Here is a 15542-nt window from a genome sequence, read left to right on the forward strand (position 1 = left end):
TCACCCTGCCTGCCCTGTCAAATTGCGACGGAAGATGGTCCGGCGGGCCGAGCCGTGACCGGCTGCGAATTCGCAATGACGCGAGGTTCCAAGTTCCTGATTCTCAATGCTGTAAGGATCGAGGGAGCACAGGGCGCATATGCAACAGGACCGGCCCCGGGGCGCTGTCCGCGCCGTGCGCGGGAATGTCGTCGACGTGCGTTTCCCGCCGCCGCTGCCGCCGATGCGGCAGGAACTCAGGGCCGGCCGCGCAGGCCGGGTCGTCCTCGAGGTGCACGAGCACCTCGACGAGGCGACGGTCCGGTGCATCGCGCTGAACTCGACTCATGGCCTCGGCCGCGGGATGCCGGTCGAAAACTGCGGCGCCGGGTTGTCGATGCCCGTCGGCAAGCCGCTGCTCGGCCGCATGCTGAACGTCTTCGGGGACGTCATCGACAAGGGCGATCCCGTCGAGGTCGAAGAGCGCTGGCCGGTGCATCGCGCGCTGTTGCCCCTGTCCCGGCGGGCCACGAGCACCGAGATCTTCGCGACGGGCATCAAGGCCATCGACCTGCTGGCGCCACTGGAGCGCGGCGGCAAGTCCGGGATGTTCGGCGGCGCGGGCGTCGGCAAGACGGTCTTGATCAACGAGCTGATCAACAACATGGCCGAGCAATACGAGGGCGTGAGCCTGTTCTGCGGCATCGGCGAGCGCATGCGCGAGGCCGAGGAGATGTACCGCGCCTTGCAGGAGTCCGGCGTGCTCGAAGACGCGGTGCTGATCTACGGCCAGATGAACGAGCCGCCGGGGGCGCGCTTCCGGGTCGGCCACGCGGCGCTGACCGTCGCCGAGCACTTTCGCGACGTCGAGGAGCGCGACGTGCTGCTGCTGATCGACAATATTTTCCGTTTCGTGCAGTCGGGCACCGAGGTGTCGGGCCTGATGGGGCGGATTCCGTCCCGCGTCGGTTACCAGCCGACCCTGGCCAGCGAACTGGCCGCACTGGAAGAGCGCATCTGCAGCAGCAGCGCCGGCAGCATCACCTCGGTGCAGGCCGTCTACGTGCCCGCCGACGATCTGACGGACCCCTCGGCCACGCATATCTTCGCCCACCTCTCGGCCTCCATCGTGCTCTCGCGCAAGCGCGCGAGCCAGGGCCTGTATCCCGCCGTCGACCCGCTGCAGACGGACTCGAAAATGCTCACCCCGGGCGTCGTGGGCGAGGCGCATTACCGCGTGGCCCAGCAAGTGCGCCAGACGCTGGCCGAGTACGAGGAGCTGAAAGACATCATTTCCATGCTGGGCATCGAGGAGCTCTCGCGCGAAGACCGCGCCACTGTCGGCAAGGCGCGGCGGCTGGAGCGCTTCCTCACCCAGCCCTTCTTTTCGACCGAGCAGTTCACCGGCAAGGCCGGCCGCCTGGTGAGTCTCGAGGACACCGTGGAGGGCTGCCGGCGCATCCTTGAAGGCGAATTCTCGGATTACCCGGAACAGGCGTTTTTCATGATCGGCGCCATCGACGAGGTCGAGAGCGGGAAAGAGGAAGATGAGTCCTGAGCGCGCCAGCGAGGACTTGCGGCTCCGCGTGCTGCTGCCGACCCGCGTCCTGCTGGACGAGCCGGTGCGGAAAGTCGTGGCCGAGGCAGTCAATGGCAGTTTCTGCCTGCTGCCGCGGCACCTGGACTTCGTCGCGGCCTTGGTGCCCGGGATCCTGGTGTTCGTCGATGCCGACGGCCGGGAGCGCTTCGCCGCCATCGATGAGGGCGCCCTGGTCAAATGCGCCGAGACCGTCACCGTGTCGGCGCTGGATGGCGCCGTGGGCGACGCGCTGGAGGAGCTGCAGGCACTGGTGGACGAGCGGTATGCGGCACTCGACGAGCAGGAAAAGAAAGCCCGCTCGGCGGTGGCGCGGCTGGAGGCCGGCACGCTGCGGCGTTTTCGTGAGTTGCAGGAGCAGGCGCTTGATTGAGCAACGCGACCAGCGCCGGCGCGGCCTCGGCCGGGAAGTCGGGCGCCGGGCCGAGCGCAAGCTCGAGGCCCGCCGCCGGCCGGAGCGCAGCGCCTGGTTCGGGCTTGGCATGTTCGGCCTGGTCGGCTGGTCGGTGGCGATCCCGGCCCTGGCAGGGATCGCCCTGGGCCTGTGGCTGGACCGCGAGTTTCCCGGCCAGGCGTCGTGGACGCTGACCGGGCTGATCCTGGGCGTGGCGCTGGGCTGCCTCAACGCCTGGTTCTGGATCCGGCAGGAGCGGGACCGTGACTGATGCTCCCGTCATGCTTGGCGTCGCTGCCGCTGCCGGCCTCGTGGTGGGACTGGCCTTCTATGGCGCGCTCGGCTGGACCGCGGCGCGCCTGGCGACCAGCCCGAACCCGGGGCGCCTGATGCTGGCCAGCATGCTCTTGCGCTTCGCCTTCGTGCTCGGCTGCCTATACGCGGTCGCGATCGCCGGCGGCTGGACCCACCTGCTGGCTACCGCGGGCGGGCTCGCCGTCGCCCGCCTGGCATTGCCCCGGCTCGGCCCGGCCCGCCTCAGCCCGGGAGGCGGCCCATGACCATCAGCCCCGACAGCATCATTCTGCTGCAATGGGGACCGCTGCACCTGACGGCGACGGTCGCTTATACCTGGCTGGTGATGGCGCTCCTGGTGCTGGTCTCGTGGCTGGTGACCCGGCGGCTCAGCACGGGCACGGGGATGTCGCGCTGGCAGAACCTGGTCGAGGTGCTGGTGACCGGGATGCGGGACCAGATTCGCCAGGTCAGCCGCCAGGATCCAGGCCGCTACCTGCCATTCGTCGGTTCGCTGTTCATTTTCATCGCCACGGCCAACCTGCTGAACGTGGTGCCGGGCTACATGGCGCCGACGGGTTCGCTGTCCACGACGACGGCGCTCGCCATCTGCGTGTTCGTGGCGGTGCCGCTGTACGGGGTGGTCTACGAGGGGCCGGTCCGTTACCTCCGGCACTACGTCCGGCCGACCTGGCTGATGCTGCCGTTCAACGTGATCGGCGAGATCTCCCGCACCATCGCGCTGGCGGTGCGCCTGTACGGGAACATCATGAGCGGGACGGTGCTGGCCGGGATCCTGTTGAGCCTGACCCCGTACTTCTTCCCGGTCGTGATGCAGCTGCTCGGGCTGCTCACCGGGATGATCCAGGCCTACATCTTCGCGGTCCTCGCCATGGTCTACATCGCTTCGGCCACTTCGGCGCACGAGGCCCAGAACTGACACCAGGAGACGACATATGGATGCGGCAACTCTCATCGGCATGGTCTCGGTCATCACGGCCGGGCTGACCATCGCCATCGGCTCGATCGGGCCCGCCCTGGGCGAGGCCCGCGCGGTCGCCCGCGCGCTGCAGGCCATCGCCCAGCAGCCGGACGAGTCGGCCACCATCACCCGCACGCTGTTCGTCGGCCTGGCGATGATCGAGTCGACGGCGATCTATTGCTTCGTCGTCGCGATGATCCTGATTTTCGCCAACCCGTTCTGGAATAGCGTCACCGGCGGCTGAACATGCAGATCGACTGGATCACAGTCTCGGCGCAGATCGTCAACTTCCTGCTGCTCGTCTGGTTGTTGAAGCACTTCCTCTATGGCCCGGTGATTCGCGCCATGAACCGACGCGAGGAGCGGATCTCGGAGCGGCTCGACGAAGCCCGGGAGCGGGAAAAGGAGGCGCAGCAGGAAGCACGCCGCTACGAGCAGAAGACCGCCGAGCTCGAGGCGCAGCGCGAAGAAATGCTGGCGACCGCGCGCCAGGAGGCCGAAGAAGAAAAGAAGCGGCTGCTGGACGAGGCCCGGACCGAGGCGCACGAGGCCCGGGACGAATGGCGGCAGGAGGTCGAGCGGGAGCGGGTGGATTTCCTCGACGGTTTGCGCCGGCACATCGGGCGGAACTTCCACGACCTGGCGCGCAAGGCGCTGGGCGAGCTGGCCGACGCCAGGCTGGAAGCGCAGGTGGTCGAGGTTTTCATCGATCGCCTGAAGTCCCTGGACCAGGAAGATGCCCGGGCGCTAGCGGCCGATACCGACCGGCTGGCGGTGGCAAGCGCCTTCGAACTGGACTCGGCGACCCGCAGCCGGCTGACCCGGGCGATCCACGATGAGCTCGGCAAGAACCTCGACGTGGAGTACCGACAAGCGGAGGAAGTGGTCTGCGGCCTGGTGCTGGCCGGCGGCGGTGTGCGGATCGGCTGGAACCTGGCGCATTACCTCGACGACCTGGCGGCGGCGGTGGAGGAGACCCTCGCCGCGCCGGAGGCGGCGCGCGAATGAACGCCGTGCTCGGGCAGTTGCTGGACGAAACCGGGCAGGCACTGGGCGACGCCATTCGCCGCACGAGCCCGCAACTCAGCGCGCAGGAAGTCGGTGTCGTCGTGGAGACCGGGGGCGGCATCGCGCGCCTACGGGGCCTCCCCGGCATTGGCGCCAACGAGCTGTTGCGCTTCCCCGGCGGCGTCCTCGGCATCGCCATCAACCTGGACCCGGAGGAGGTCGGGGTGATGCTGCTCGGGGCCGGCGAGCAGCTCAGCGCGGGGGACGAAGTCAGTGCCACGGGCCGCGAGGCCGATGCGCCGGTGGGTGAAGAACTGCTCGGCCGGGTGATCGACGCAACGGGCCGGTCGCTGGACGGCGGCAAGCCGCCGCGCATCGCCGAGCGCCGCCCGATCGAGCGGCCGGCGCCGGAGATCATGGACCGGGCGCCGGTGAGCACGCCGCTGGAGACCGGCATCAAGGCCATCGATGCCCTGATCCCCATCGGCCGCGGCCAGCGCGAGCTGATCCTCGGCGACCGCCAGACCGGCAAGACGTCGGTGGCGGTGGACACGATCATCAACCAGCGCGACAAGGGCGTGATCTGTGTCTATTGCGCCATCGGCCAGCGGGGCACGGCCGTCGCCCGGGTCGTGGACACCCTGCGCCGCCACGACGCGCTGGCCCACACCATCGTCGTCTACGCGTCCGACGACGACCCGCCCGGCCTCCGCTTCGTTACCGCCTATGCGGCAACCACCATGGCCGAGTATTTCATGGAGCAGGGCCGCGATGCGCTGGTCGTCTACGACGACCTCACCCGCCATGCGCGGGCCTACCGGGAGCTGTCCCTGCTGCTGCGCCGCCCGCCGGGCCGCGAGGCGTTCCCCGGCGACATCTTTTACATCCACTCCCGTCTGCTCGAGCGGGCCACGCACCTCGGCGATGACCGGGGCGGCGGCTCGATGAGCGCACTGCCCATCATCGAGACCCAGGCCCAGGACATCTCGGCCTACATCCCGACCAACTTGATCTCCATCACGGACGGCCAGGTCTACTTTTCGCCGCGCTTGTTTCACAAGGGGCTGCTGCCGGCGATCGACGTCAGCGAGTCGGTGTCCCGGGTGGGAGGCAAGACCCAGTACCCGGCGTTCCGCAGCGTGGCGTCCGAGCTGCGGCTGTCGTATTCCCAGTTCGAGGAGCTCGAGACTTTCGCCCGCTTCTCGACCCGCCTCGACGAGGATACCCGCAAGACCATCGAACACGGGCGCCGCGTGCGGGAAGTGCTGAAGCAGCACGAACACCAGCCGTTGCGGGCCAGCGCGCAGATCGTGGCGATGAAAGCGGTCGATGCCGGCCTGTTCGCCGATCTGCCCGTCGAAGACATCCGCGCCGCTGAGGAGCAAGTCCGGGAGCATGTCCTGGCGGCCGAGCCCGAGCTCTGCGAGCGCATGGAACAGGGCGAGGAGCTGGACGAGGACGACTGGGAGCAGGTCCTGGCTGCCGCCCGGGAAACACTGGGGTCGTCCCGGGACGCGGAGGACTGAGAATGGAGTCGCTGGAACGCCTGGAGGGAAGGCTGGGCAGCCTGCGGGAGCTCAGGACCATCGTCAAGACGATGAAGGCCCTGTCCGCGGCCAGCATCCGCCAGTACGAGAACGCGGTAGAGTCACTGGCCAGCTACGACCTCAACATCGAGCTGGGGCTCTACGTCGTGTTGCAGGAGCTGCCGGCGGGGAGGCTGGAGCGCTCCGCTGCCGGCGCAGGCCGCCATGCAGGGATCGTGTTCGGCTCCGACCATGGCTTGTGCGGCCGCTTCAACGAGGCCGTGGCTGAGTATGCCGTGGGGCGCGCGGATGGCAGCGACGGGCCGCCATCCCTCCTGGTCGCGGTAGGCGAGCGCGTTGGCGCCACCCTGCTTGGCCGCGGTGCCGAAATTGCGGCGACGTGGGGGGTGCCCGGCTCCGCCGAAACAATCGTCGGCCTGTGCGAACGGCTGCTGGTGCTGGCGGAGCGCTGGCGTCGGGACGAGCAGATCGGGGCCGTGACCGTCTACTTCAATCATCGCACCCAGCAGGGCGGCTACAAGCCCGATTCACGCCGGCTGCTGCCCGTGGACCTCGCCCGGCTGGGCCGGCGCCCGGCCGACGGCTGGCCTTCGCGACGGCTGCCGGCGTATTCCATGCAGCGCGAACGACTGTTGCGGCGCCTGCTGCGGCAGCACCTGTTCGTGACGCTGTTCCGCGCCTGCGCCGAATCGCAGGCCAGCGAGCACACCAGCCGGCTGCGGGCGATGCAGTCGGCTGAGCGCAACCTCGACGAGCGCCTTGACGAGGTCACGATGACTTACCGGCGCGCCCGCCAGGGCGCGATCACCTCGGAGCTGCTCGACGTGGTATCGGGTTTCGAAGCCCTGACCCATGCGGGCGACCGCGCAGGGTCGGCGCCTGAGCCGGCGCGGCACCGGTGAGTGCTAATACGGGCACCATCCGGATCGGCACCTCGGGCTGGGCCTACGGCCATTGGCAGGGCGCCTTCTACCCGGAGGACCTGCCCGACGAACGGCGGCTCCCGTTCTATGCGCGGCACTTCGGCACGGTGGAGATCAACAATTCTTTTTACCACCTGCCGGCCGAGGACACGCTGCGCCGCTGGCGGCAGGCGGTGCCGGATGAATTCGTGTTCGCGGTCAAGGCCAGCCGCTACATCACCCACATGAAGAAGCTCAAGGATCCGGCAGACTCGACGCGGCGATTCTGTGCGCGGCTCGACGCGCTCGGCGACCAGCTCGGTCCGATCCTGTTCCAGCTGCCGCCGAACTGGGGCTTTGATGCCGGGCGGCTGGCCGGCCTGCTGGAGACGCTCGGCAAGGGTCGGCGTTATGCGCTGGAGTTCCGCGATCACAGCTGGCACCGGCCGGAAGCACTGCAGATCCTGGCTGACCACGGTGCGGCCTTCTGTATTTTCGACCTGGACGGCTTTACGTCCCCGAAGGAAGTCACGGCCGACTTCACCTATCTGCGCCTGCATGGTCCGGACGGTGCTTACGAAGGGAGCTACAGCGACAGCGCGCTGGCGGGCTGGGCCGGGGCGCTGTCCAGCTGGGCCGGGCAGGGGGTCGATATCTTCTGCTACTTCGACAACGACGACCAGGGCTATGCCGCGCGAAATGCGCGGCGCCTGCAGGAGATGCTCTCTGCCTGAACGGACTGATCATGGTCGAACTGCGCTGCCGCGGCACAGCTTGAGATATTTCAATGCCTGCCCGGCGTGAATCCCCGAGGATGAGTGACGAGGTGCTGGAGCCTGCCGGCCTCGGCCGGTGCTCGCATCTTGGAAAACTGCCAGCTTTCGGACATGGAGGTAACTCATGAAAACTACTCGTCTCAGGACCGGCACAGTCGTGCTGGCCGCCAGCCTGCTTACCACGGCAGGGGCCATGGCGGCCACGCCCGATCCCTACGCCAAGCCCGACCAGGCCTGGATCAGCATCAGTGGCACGGTCGACAGCGTGACCCCGGACGCCTTCCTGCTCGATTACGGCGACGGCATGATCACCGTCGAGATGGACGACGGCGACCGCGATGCCGATGCCTACAAGCTGCTACAAGGCGACAAGGTCACGGTCAATGGCCGGATCGACGACGACTTCTACCAGACCACGACCATCGAAGCCTCGAGTGTCTATGTCGAGAAGCTGGGCACCTACTTCTTTGCCAGCGCGATGGATGAAGAAGCGCCCTATCACTGGTATGTCTATAGCGTGCCGGTGATCGAAGGCAATACGATCGTACAGGGTACGGTGAGCAACGTGGGTGAGGACGAGTTCATAGTGAGCTCCGGCCCGATGGGCGTCGAGGTCGAGGTGGACCAGATGTCCTACAACCCGCTCGACGAGACCGGCTACCAGAAGATCGAGGCCGGCGACGTGGTGCGCGTGTCGGGCAAGATGGACAGCCAGGTGATCAACGGCCGGGTCCTGAAGGCCTCGGCCATCGTCACTCTCGCCGACTGAACGCAATCAGGTCCCCCTCCGCGCGGAGGGGGGCTCCGGACTTTGCGATGCCAGTGCCGGTCGAGTGGTCAGTCAGGGGCGCCAAAGCGCGACATGGCGCGCTCCACGGCCTGCTGCATGTCGTCGTAATACGACGACGCGTCCCGTGGCCGGCCGGCCCGGCCATGACGCTGGTGGAATTCCGGCGCGACCAGCTCTTCCCGCGCCTCCCGATGCCGCCTGAGCAACTGTTCCAGTTCGGTATCGAGGTCGTGTTGCGCTGCAGCCGGCAGGGCATCGCGACGGTCCTGAAGGCGATGAATCAATCCCAGCAGCATGTCCAGCTCCTGCTGTCGCTGTTCCCATTCCCCGGGATTCATCCGCGCTCGCGGGCCTGGCCTATGCATGGTTGTGCCTCCGTGGGGAACCTGGGGTCGTGCCAGGAGCCTGCCTACCTTGATTCTGCTTCCCATACCGCCGCGAGACATTGCGGTTTTTCAACGGAGGAATTGATGATGATTGCCTGGATCCTGACCTTCCTGGTCATTGCCCTGATCGCCGGCCTGCTCGGCTTTTCCGGCATCGCCGGCGCTGCCGCCGGCATCGCCCAGATCCTGTTCTGGATTTTCCTGGTGCTCCTGCTCATCGCGCTGGTGGCCCGCGCCGTGCGTGGCCGGCCGCCGGTCTGAGCATCCGGAATCCGGCCGCTATGGGAGAGCATCGATGAGACCACAGACCACAGGCGCCGGGCGCAGAGCCCTCTCGTACACGGGCGCCCTGGCGCTGCTGTTGACGCTCAGCACCGGCCTGGCCGCCGAGCGGGAAGGCAAGTCGCAAGCCTGGCAGGGCGAGATGCATGACGCCTGGCTCGACGGCAAGATCGAGACGTCCCTGACGCTCAACCGCTACCTCAATCCTTTCGCCATCGATACCGACGTCCAGGACGGGGTAGTGACGCTTTCTGGCATTGTCGAATCGGAAGTCGACAAGGAGCTGGCGGGTGAAATCGCGCTCGGGGTCGACGGCGTGAAGAAAGTAGAGAACAAGCTCGAGGTGCGGACGGGCGCGGCCGAGGCCGGGGAATCGACGGCGACTGCGGGAGCGGCGCCGGATCAGCAGGGCCGAGATTTCGCTGCCCGCTTTGACGATGCGACCACCACCGCCCGGGTGAAGTACGCCTTGCTGACGCATGACGGCACCGATGCTCTCGACATCGATGTCGATACCGTGAACGGCGTCGTGTTCCTGACAGGGCGCGTGAAATCCGGCGAGGAACGCGACCTCGCAGGTGAGCTCGCCGCCAACACTGAGGGTGTGGGCAACGTGGAAAACAAGCTCGAAGTCACTGGCCGGGAGTGACCATCGACAGCTGGCGATCGCCCAGTTGCTGAATTTGCTCCAGGCCGCTCGGCCGGTTGATCAGCGCCAGGGTCTCGGCGGGGTTGAGCCAGTGGCCGAGTTCGTCGAGCGTGGCAGCGTGCTCGGCCTTCCAGCCGGCGGTCACCGCCGGCGCATTGAAGTCCGCCAGGGCCGGCCGTGCCGGGGTAGAGGCCAGCTGGGCCCGATGCCAGGCCAGCAGGCCCCGGTCCCGGGCGAGGCGCCGCAGCGCGGGCTCTTCGCCGGGGTCCGGCATCGCGCCGAGTTCGTCCTGGAGCCGTGCCAGCACCGGCGCAGGCTGTTTTTCCTCCGGGGCGCGCAGCAGCCCCAGGCGTGCGAATATCCTGCCGCGGCCGGCGCCGCCGCTGACCCAGCTCAGCGGTACGGCCAGGACCAGCCCGAGCGTGATGGGCAAGAGCCAGTAGAACAGGTACTCATCTACGGACCAGGCGATCAGTGCCAGCGTCGCGCCGACCAGCACCTGGCCCCGATGGGCCCGCAGGGCCGCTCCCCATCCGAGGGCGCCGTCGTCGCGGCGCTGGGTCTTCCAGCCGGTGTCGCTGCCCCGGAGCACGGCCCAGATGACATGAGCCTGCGCGAACATCAGGATGGGCGCGTACAAGGCCGACAGCAGGGCCTCGAACACGGTGCTGAGTGTCAGCAGGATCGGCCCGCCGAAACGCAGCGACAGTGGAATCCTGGCCAGGGCCGAGAACCAGCCGAGGACCTTCGGTGCCACGACTACCGCCATGGAGATCACGAACAGCTGCAACGCCCGCTCGGCGTCGAACACCGGCCAGGTCGGGAACAACGACGGCTCCGCGAAGTACTCAGGGCGAACGAACTTGGCCTGCACCGCGATCAGGAGACCGACCAGCGCCAGTAGCAGCCAGAGGGCGGCGCTGGCGTAAGCCATGATGCCGGTGAGCAGGTGCAGCCGGCTGGTCAGCGTGAGGCCCCTGGCAAACAGGAAACGGCTGTGCTGCAGGTTGCCCTGGCACCAGCGGCGGTCGCGTACCAGCACGTCCACCAGCGAGGGCGGGGCCTCTTCCCAGCTCTGCTGGAGATCGACGTCGAAGCGCACGCCCCAGCCGGCGCGTCGCAGCAACGCGGCTTCGATGAAGTCATGGCTGAGCACCGCGCCGCCGAGGGGCGGCCTGCCCTTGAGCAGGGGCAGCGAGCAGGAGCCAGCGAAGGCGCGTGTGCGGATGATCGCATTGTGACCCCAGAAATTGGACGACAGCCCGTGCCAGGCCGCCAGTCCGCCGGCATAGATTGGCCCGTAGCACTGGTTGGCGAACTGCTGCGCGCGGCCGTAGAGGCTGCGCGCCCGCACGATGCGCGGCAGGGTCTGGATCAGCCCGATCCCGGGCGCCGCGGCCAGCCGGCGGCTTAGCTTCACCAGGGTGCCGGGGCTGATGATGCTGTCGGCGTCGAGCACGATCATCGCCTCATAGTCGCCGCCCCAGCGCCGCACCCAGTCGGCGATGTTGCCGGCCTTGCGCTCACGATTGTCGGCGCGGCGCCGGTAGAACACCGGGCAGGCGGCGTCTTCCGGGACGACGACCTCACGAAAGACGGCTTCCTCGGCCACCCAGGCGTCGGCCTGGTTGGTGTCGCTGAGAATGAAGAACGCATACTTCCCCGGCTCCCGCTCGGCGAGCTCGGCGCGCATGGCGATGATTGCCGCCGCGATGCGCTGTGGCGACTCGTTGTACACGGGGAGCAGGATGGCTGTCCTGAACGGCAGTTCGCCCTGGTGCTCCGGCACGCGCCATAGCCGCGGCAGGAGGCTGCGGACGAAGCCCAGGGTGGCCAGGGCGAAAGCGAAGGAGATCCAGGTGAAGTTGATGCTGAACAGCCCCAGGAAGACCCACTGCAACGGGGTGATCGAGATGGTGCTCAGCACGCCGTACATTTCCCGCGTGCCGTAGCCGGCCAGCGCCAGCGTGGACCCCAGCACATAAACGCGTGCCAGGATGATTCTCAGCCGGGCGCCCCACGATACACGGGCGCGCAAGGGCTGGCGCGGCTCGTGCAGCGAACGCCGCGGCATCGCCAGCGGGCTTTCGGCCGGCAAGGCCCGGCGGGCCGCGTGCGCGCGCGCGGCGCTGAGCTCAGAAGTCATCAACCCAGCGGTACAGCCAGGTTTCGGCCAGCGGTTCATCGTCGCGCTTCAGGTCCACGCGTATTTCCGCGCTCTCCGGGCCGTCCGTTTCCAGGCTGAGGAATACCCGCGCCCCGTTCACGGCGGGGTTCGGCTGGACGCGGGCCTCGACCACGCGCCCCCGGGAGATCGCGGCGTGCACCACGCTCTCGGCCACGTGTTCCGGACGAATGCCGGCATAGTCGATCATCACTTCCTGCAGGTCGCTGAACAGCTTGCGGCCGCCGGCGCTGCGCACGACGGGCGCCAGCTGGCGGCCGGGCGACACATCGTCGGGCCAGGTCAGGCGGTAGGCGTAGGCGAAGGGTTCGCCCTTGCGCAGGCCCTGGTCCGGGCGCCAGTAGGCGACGATGTTGTCGTTGCCCTCCGAGTCCGACGGGATCTCGACCAGGTGCACATGGCCCTTGCCCCAGTTGCCCAGCGGTTGCACCCAGGCAGACGGCCGCCGCTCGTAGCTGGCTTCCAGGTCCTGGTAGTGTTCGAAGTCGCGGGTGCGCTGGACCAGGCCGAATCCCGCCGGGTCTTCGTCGACGAATGCACTGACCTGGAGTTCTCGCGGATTGGCCAGCGGCCGCCAGATCCGCTCGCCGTTGCTGCGCCGGATGGCGAGGCCCTCGGAATCGTGCACGGCGGGCCGGTAGTCCGGCACGTCGGCGTGATCGAGCGGGCCGTGCATGAACATCGAGGTCAGCGGCGCAAGGCCGACGTGAGCGATATCTTCGCGCGGGAACAGCGTGGCTTCGACGTCCATGCGCAACGGGTTGCCCGGGTAGATGCCGAAGCGGTAGGCCCCGGTCACGCGCCGGCTGTCGAGCAGGGCGTGCACTACCATCGAGTCCTGGCTGCTGGACGGACGTTCCAGCCAGAATTTGCGAAAAATCGGATGTTCCTCGCCCCTGGGACCTGCCACGTCGATCGCCAGGCCGCGCGCCGACAAGCCGTAGAACTGGCCCTCCGACACGCCGCGGAAATAGCTGGCGCCCTGGAACACCATAAACTCGTCGGCATAGTCGGGCCTGTTCAACGGGTAGTGGAGCCGGAAGCCGGCGTACTTGCCGATCTCCGCCAGTACCTGGCCCAACCCTGGATCGGGCACCTCGAACGAGTTCTCCGACAGTTCCAGCGGGCGGCTCCTCCCGTTCTCAACGATCTCGATATCTACGAGGTCCCGGTAGAGGTAGCCGGGCGCGAAAAACTGCACCGAGAAGCGCGTCGGCGTACCGCCCCAGACGGCCTCTTCCTGCTGGTAGTTGATCTGGCGGTAATCTGAGTAATCGAGCCGCCCCAGCGATTCCGGCACCTGCGCCGGACGCACGAAGGGCTGTTGCGACAGGCGTCGGGCCTGTTCGATCACGGTTTCCCGGGAGAAGGTCTCGGCAGCTGGCGGGACAGGCTCGGGTTGGGCCGATACGGCGCCGGGACCGACGGCACCCAGGCCCAAGATCAGCGGCAGTACGCGCCAGGGAAACGACGCCTCGCTGCCCCGCAGGCAACTCATGGGCACGATGAGATCAGCCTCGCTGGTATTAGTTTCAGCGCCTGGGCGCGGACTCCCAATTCTAGTCGAGCCGGGGCCGGGCAGCACGCAGCGCGAGAAACGCCGCCTGCCGCCGCCAGGAAGGGCGATACGGCTGCTGTAATCCCCCTGTTAGAAAACCCTCGTAATCTCGTGGTCCTCCAGGAGGTGCTCGATGCGATCGTACTGCGCGGCCGCGCTGCTGCTCGCGGCCAGTCCCGGTTTCACCACGCCCGCCCCGGCGTCCTTCGACTACGTCGCCGGCGTCCACGTGGTGCCCGGGGCCGACGCCGAGGCCGAGGCCGAGGCCGAGGTGGCGCGCGGCAGCGTGTTCCATGATCTTTCCCGCGACGGTATCCGCCAGCCCCACGAGCCGGGGCTCGCGGGGGTACTCGTTTCGAACGGCCGGGAAGTCGTCCGGACCAGCGCCGACGGCAGTTGGGAACTCCCCGTTCGCGACGACATGACGGTCATGGTGACGAAGCCCGCGGGTTACGCCACGCCCACGACCGCGGACGGGGTGCCGCAATACTTCTATCATCACAAGCCGGCCGGGACGCCCGGCACCTTCCGCTACGGCGGCCTGGCGCCGACCGGGCCGCTGCCCGCCGGGATCAACTTCCCGCTGGTCGAAACCTCAGAGAGCGAGCGCTTCTCATGCATCGCGATGGGCGACACCCAGCCCTATTCGAACGATGAGCTGGGCTACGTTCGCGACGGCGTGCTCGATACGATCCTGTCGCGTGATCTCGCCGGGGCGCGCTGCATGATCATGCTGGGCGACGTGATGGGCGACGACCTGGGGCTGCTGCCCCGGTTCATGGACGTCATGGGTACGGCCGGCCTGCCGCAGTATTACATTCACGGCAACCACGACTACGACTTTGACGCGACCTCGGACGACGACAGCGCCGACAGCTGGCGGGCAATCTACGGCCCCGCCTACTACAGCTTCGAGATCGGGCGGGTGTTCTTTGTCGCGCTCGACAACGTGGTCTTCCCCTGCGGTCCGAAGGACGTCGCGCCCGGCGACCGGGAAGCCTGCCGGGACCCGGCCGGCGCCGCCTACAACGGGCGGGTGACGGACACCCAGATGGCGTGGCTCGAGAACCTGCTCGCTGAGGTGCCGGAGGATCGGCTGATCGTGCTGATGCACCATATCCCCTTCGTCTCCTTCGTCGCCGCGAGCGCCGGGCGCCACCAGACCGACAACCTGGCTGCGATCCATGCGCTGGTGGGCGCGCGGCCTGCGCTGTCGCTCTCGGGGCATACGCATACCTTCGAGTTCCTCGCTGCCGGGGAGTGGTTCGCGCCCTGGGCAGAGCGCGTCGGCGTGACGCGGCTGCCTTTCGACCACATCGTGGCCGGCGCCCCTTCGGGCAACTGGTTCATGGGCGACATGGGCTTCGACGGGGTGCCGCTGGCCTTCGCCCGCGACGGCACCCCGCCCGGTTTCACAGTGCTCGACTTCGACGGGGCGGATTGGCGGATCACCTTCCATGCCGCCAACCAGCCTGCCGACCGGCAAATGGCCCTGTCGTTCAACACGCCCGGCTTCCGGGAATGGTTCCGGCCGCTCATGGCGTGGACGGAGGCCCGCGAAGACGCCGGCAAGGCGGGCCTGCCTCCGCTCACCGCCAACGACCTCGGAGACCTGCAGCTTTTCACCCGCCAGGACCTGGAACAGGGTGTATGGCTCACCGCGAACGTCTGGAGCGGGGAGCGCAACACCCGTGTCACGGTGGAGATCGCGGGGGTCCGTTACGAGATGGAGCGCACGCAGCCCGGCAACGGCGAAGACGTGCGGGCGGGTGCGGAATGGGTCGACCCCTTCGCCGTGCCGCGGCAGATGACGATCGGCCGGTTCGCCTGGCAGAGCGGCTCCGGCGAGCCGCGGGCGCAGGGCTTCGAGACCTGGCAGGGCTCGACCTTCGGGCCGGCGAGCCCGCAACCGGCCGAGGCCTGGATGATCGCCGACAGTTCGTCGCATCTCTGGCGGCTCAGGCTGCCGGCCGAACTCCCCGAGGGAGCGCAGGTCGCGACGGTCACGGCGGTCGATCGCTGGGGCCGGGCGTGGACGGACCGCATCGTCTTCGAGGTCCGGACCGAGCGGCCCCCGCGGTACTGGCGGCGGGAACTCTGGCCGTCGAATTAGCGCCGCTGCCAGCCGCTGTATAAGAAAGTGATCATGAATTTTTCGTGACAATGTCCCAGCAGGCCTCAATGCCGGGTCGGCCGCCGCCGATAAGCAGACG

Annotated in this window: 17 protein-coding genes; 14 read left to right on the forward strand and 3 right to left on the reverse strand. The window is 67.9% G+C overall.

The genetic code is table 11. The features are described 5' to 3' along the window. Positions 1-139 precede the first annotated feature (139 nt). The 11 genes from atpD to G6N75_RS13430 all read left to right on the forward strand — a co-directional run bounded on the left by atpD (position 140) and on the right by G6N75_RS13430 (position 8248). A complete protein-coding gene (gene atpD, locus G6N75_RS13380) occupies positions 140-1537 on the forward strand; it encodes a F0F1 ATP synthase subunit beta (RefSeq protein ID WP_165348865.1) in 1398 nt (465 codons plus the stop codon). Beyond that, positions 1527-1949: a F0F1 ATP synthase subunit epsilon gene (locus G6N75_RS13385; RefSeq protein WP_206203125.1), complete on the forward strand. Its 423-nt coding sequence runs from the start codon at positions 1527-1529 to the stop codon at positions 1947-1949. Before atpD ends, G6N75_RS13385 begins: the two co-directional genes overlap by 11 nt. Continuing rightward, positions 1942-2241, forward strand: coding sequence for an AtpZ/AtpI family protein (locus G6N75_RS13390; protein WP_240901135.1), 300 nt, complete (start codon positions 1942-1944; stop codon positions 2239-2241). Before G6N75_RS13385 ends, G6N75_RS13390 begins: the two co-directional genes overlap by 8 nt. Then, positions 2234-2530 carry an ATP synthase subunit I gene (locus G6N75_RS13395; RefSeq protein ID WP_165348867.1) on the forward strand — a complete coding sequence of 99 codons (297 nt, stop codon included), beginning with the start codon at positions 2234-2236 and terminating at the stop codon, positions 2528-2530. The genes G6N75_RS13390 and G6N75_RS13395 overlap by 8 nt, the downstream gene beginning before the upstream one ends. Next, positions 2527-3204 carry a F0F1 ATP synthase subunit A gene (locus tag G6N75_RS13400; protein ID WP_165348868.1) on the forward strand — a complete coding sequence of 226 codons (678 nt, stop codon included), beginning with the start codon at positions 2527-2529 and terminating at the stop codon, positions 3202-3204. Before G6N75_RS13395 ends, G6N75_RS13400 begins: the two co-directional genes overlap by 4 nt. A 16-nt stretch (positions 3205-3220) precedes the next feature. Next, positions 3221-3490 carry a F0F1 ATP synthase subunit C gene (locus tag G6N75_RS13405; protein ID WP_165348869.1) on the forward strand — a complete coding sequence of 90 codons (270 nt, stop codon included), beginning with the start codon at positions 3221-3223 and terminating at the stop codon, positions 3488-3490. Between the two features lie 2 nt (positions 3491-3492). Continuing rightward, on the forward strand, positions 3493-4254 hold the full coding sequence (gene atpF, locus G6N75_RS13410) for a F0F1 ATP synthase subunit B (RefSeq protein ID WP_165348870.1): 762 nt from the start codon (positions 3493-3495) through the stop codon (positions 4252-4254). Continuing rightward, a complete protein-coding gene (locus tag G6N75_RS13415; protein WP_165348871.1) occupies positions 4251-5780 on the forward strand; it encodes an alternate F1F0 ATPase, F1 subunit alpha in 1530 nt (509 codons plus the stop codon). The genes atpF and G6N75_RS13415 overlap by 4 nt, the downstream gene beginning before the upstream one ends. Before the next feature lie 2 nt (positions 5781-5782). Beyond that, positions 5783-6703 carry a F0F1 ATP synthase subunit gamma gene (locus G6N75_RS13420; protein WP_165348872.1) on the forward strand — a complete coding sequence of 307 codons (921 nt, stop codon included), beginning with the start codon at positions 5783-5785 and terminating at the stop codon, positions 6701-6703. Beyond that, positions 6700-7437, forward strand: coding sequence for a DUF72 domain-containing protein (locus G6N75_RS13425; protein WP_165348873.1), 738 nt, complete (start codon positions 6700-6702; stop codon positions 7435-7437). Before G6N75_RS13420 ends, G6N75_RS13425 begins: the two co-directional genes overlap by 4 nt. A 166-nt stretch (positions 7438-7603) precedes the next feature. Further along, complete coding sequence (locus G6N75_RS13430) at positions 7604-8248, forward strand: hypothetical protein (RefSeq protein ID WP_165348874.1); 645 nt, start codon at positions 7604-7606, stop codon at positions 8246-8248. Between the two features lie 68 nt (positions 8249-8316). Here the strand turns inward: G6N75_RS13430 and G6N75_RS13435 are convergent, their stop codons facing one another. Then, entirely contained in the window at positions 8317-8565 is a 249-nt protein-coding gene (locus tag G6N75_RS13435; protein WP_165348875.1) for a hypothetical protein, read from the reverse strand. A 177-nt stretch (positions 8566-8742) separates the two neighbouring features. Between G6N75_RS13435 and G6N75_RS13440 the strand changes: the two genes are divergently transcribed. After that, positions 8743-8916 carry a DUF1328 family protein gene (locus G6N75_RS13440; RefSeq protein WP_165349173.1) on the forward strand — a complete coding sequence of 58 codons (174 nt, stop codon included), beginning with the start codon at positions 8743-8745 and terminating at the stop codon, positions 8914-8916. Positions 8917-8950: 34 nt separating this feature from the next. Further along, positions 8951-9586, forward strand: coding sequence for a BON domain-containing protein (locus tag G6N75_RS13445; RefSeq protein WP_165348876.1), 636 nt, complete (start codon positions 8951-8953; stop codon positions 9584-9586). Here G6N75_RS13445 and mdoH read toward each other — a convergent pair. Both mdoH and G6N75_RS13455 read right to left on the reverse strand, forming a co-directional pair. After that, complete coding sequence (mdoH, locus tag G6N75_RS13450) at positions 9570-11732, reverse strand: glucans biosynthesis glucosyltransferase MdoH (RefSeq protein WP_165348877.1); 2163 nt, start codon at positions 11730-11732, stop codon at positions 9570-9572. The two genes, G6N75_RS13445 and mdoH, sit on opposite strands and share 17 nt — an antisense overlap. Further along, a complete protein-coding gene (locus G6N75_RS13455) occupies positions 11722-13269 on the reverse strand; it encodes a glucan biosynthesis protein G (RefSeq protein ID WP_165348878.1) in 1548 nt (515 codons plus the stop codon). Before G6N75_RS13455 ends, mdoH begins: the two co-directional genes overlap by 11 nt. A gap of 193 nt (positions 13270-13462) precedes the next feature. On the opposite strand from G6N75_RS13455, the gene G6N75_RS13460 reads away from it, so the two are divergent. Beyond that, positions 13463-15442, forward strand: coding sequence for a calcineurin-like phosphoesterase family protein (locus G6N75_RS13460; RefSeq protein ID WP_165348879.1), 1980 nt, complete (start codon positions 13463-13465; stop codon positions 15440-15442). The last annotated feature ends 100 nt before the right edge of the window (positions 15443-15542 follow it).

Source organism: Thioalkalivibrio sp. XN8 (genome assembly GCF_011058255.1).
Taxonomy (GTDB): Bacteria; Pseudomonadota; Gammaproteobacteria; order Steroidobacterales; family XN24; genus XN24.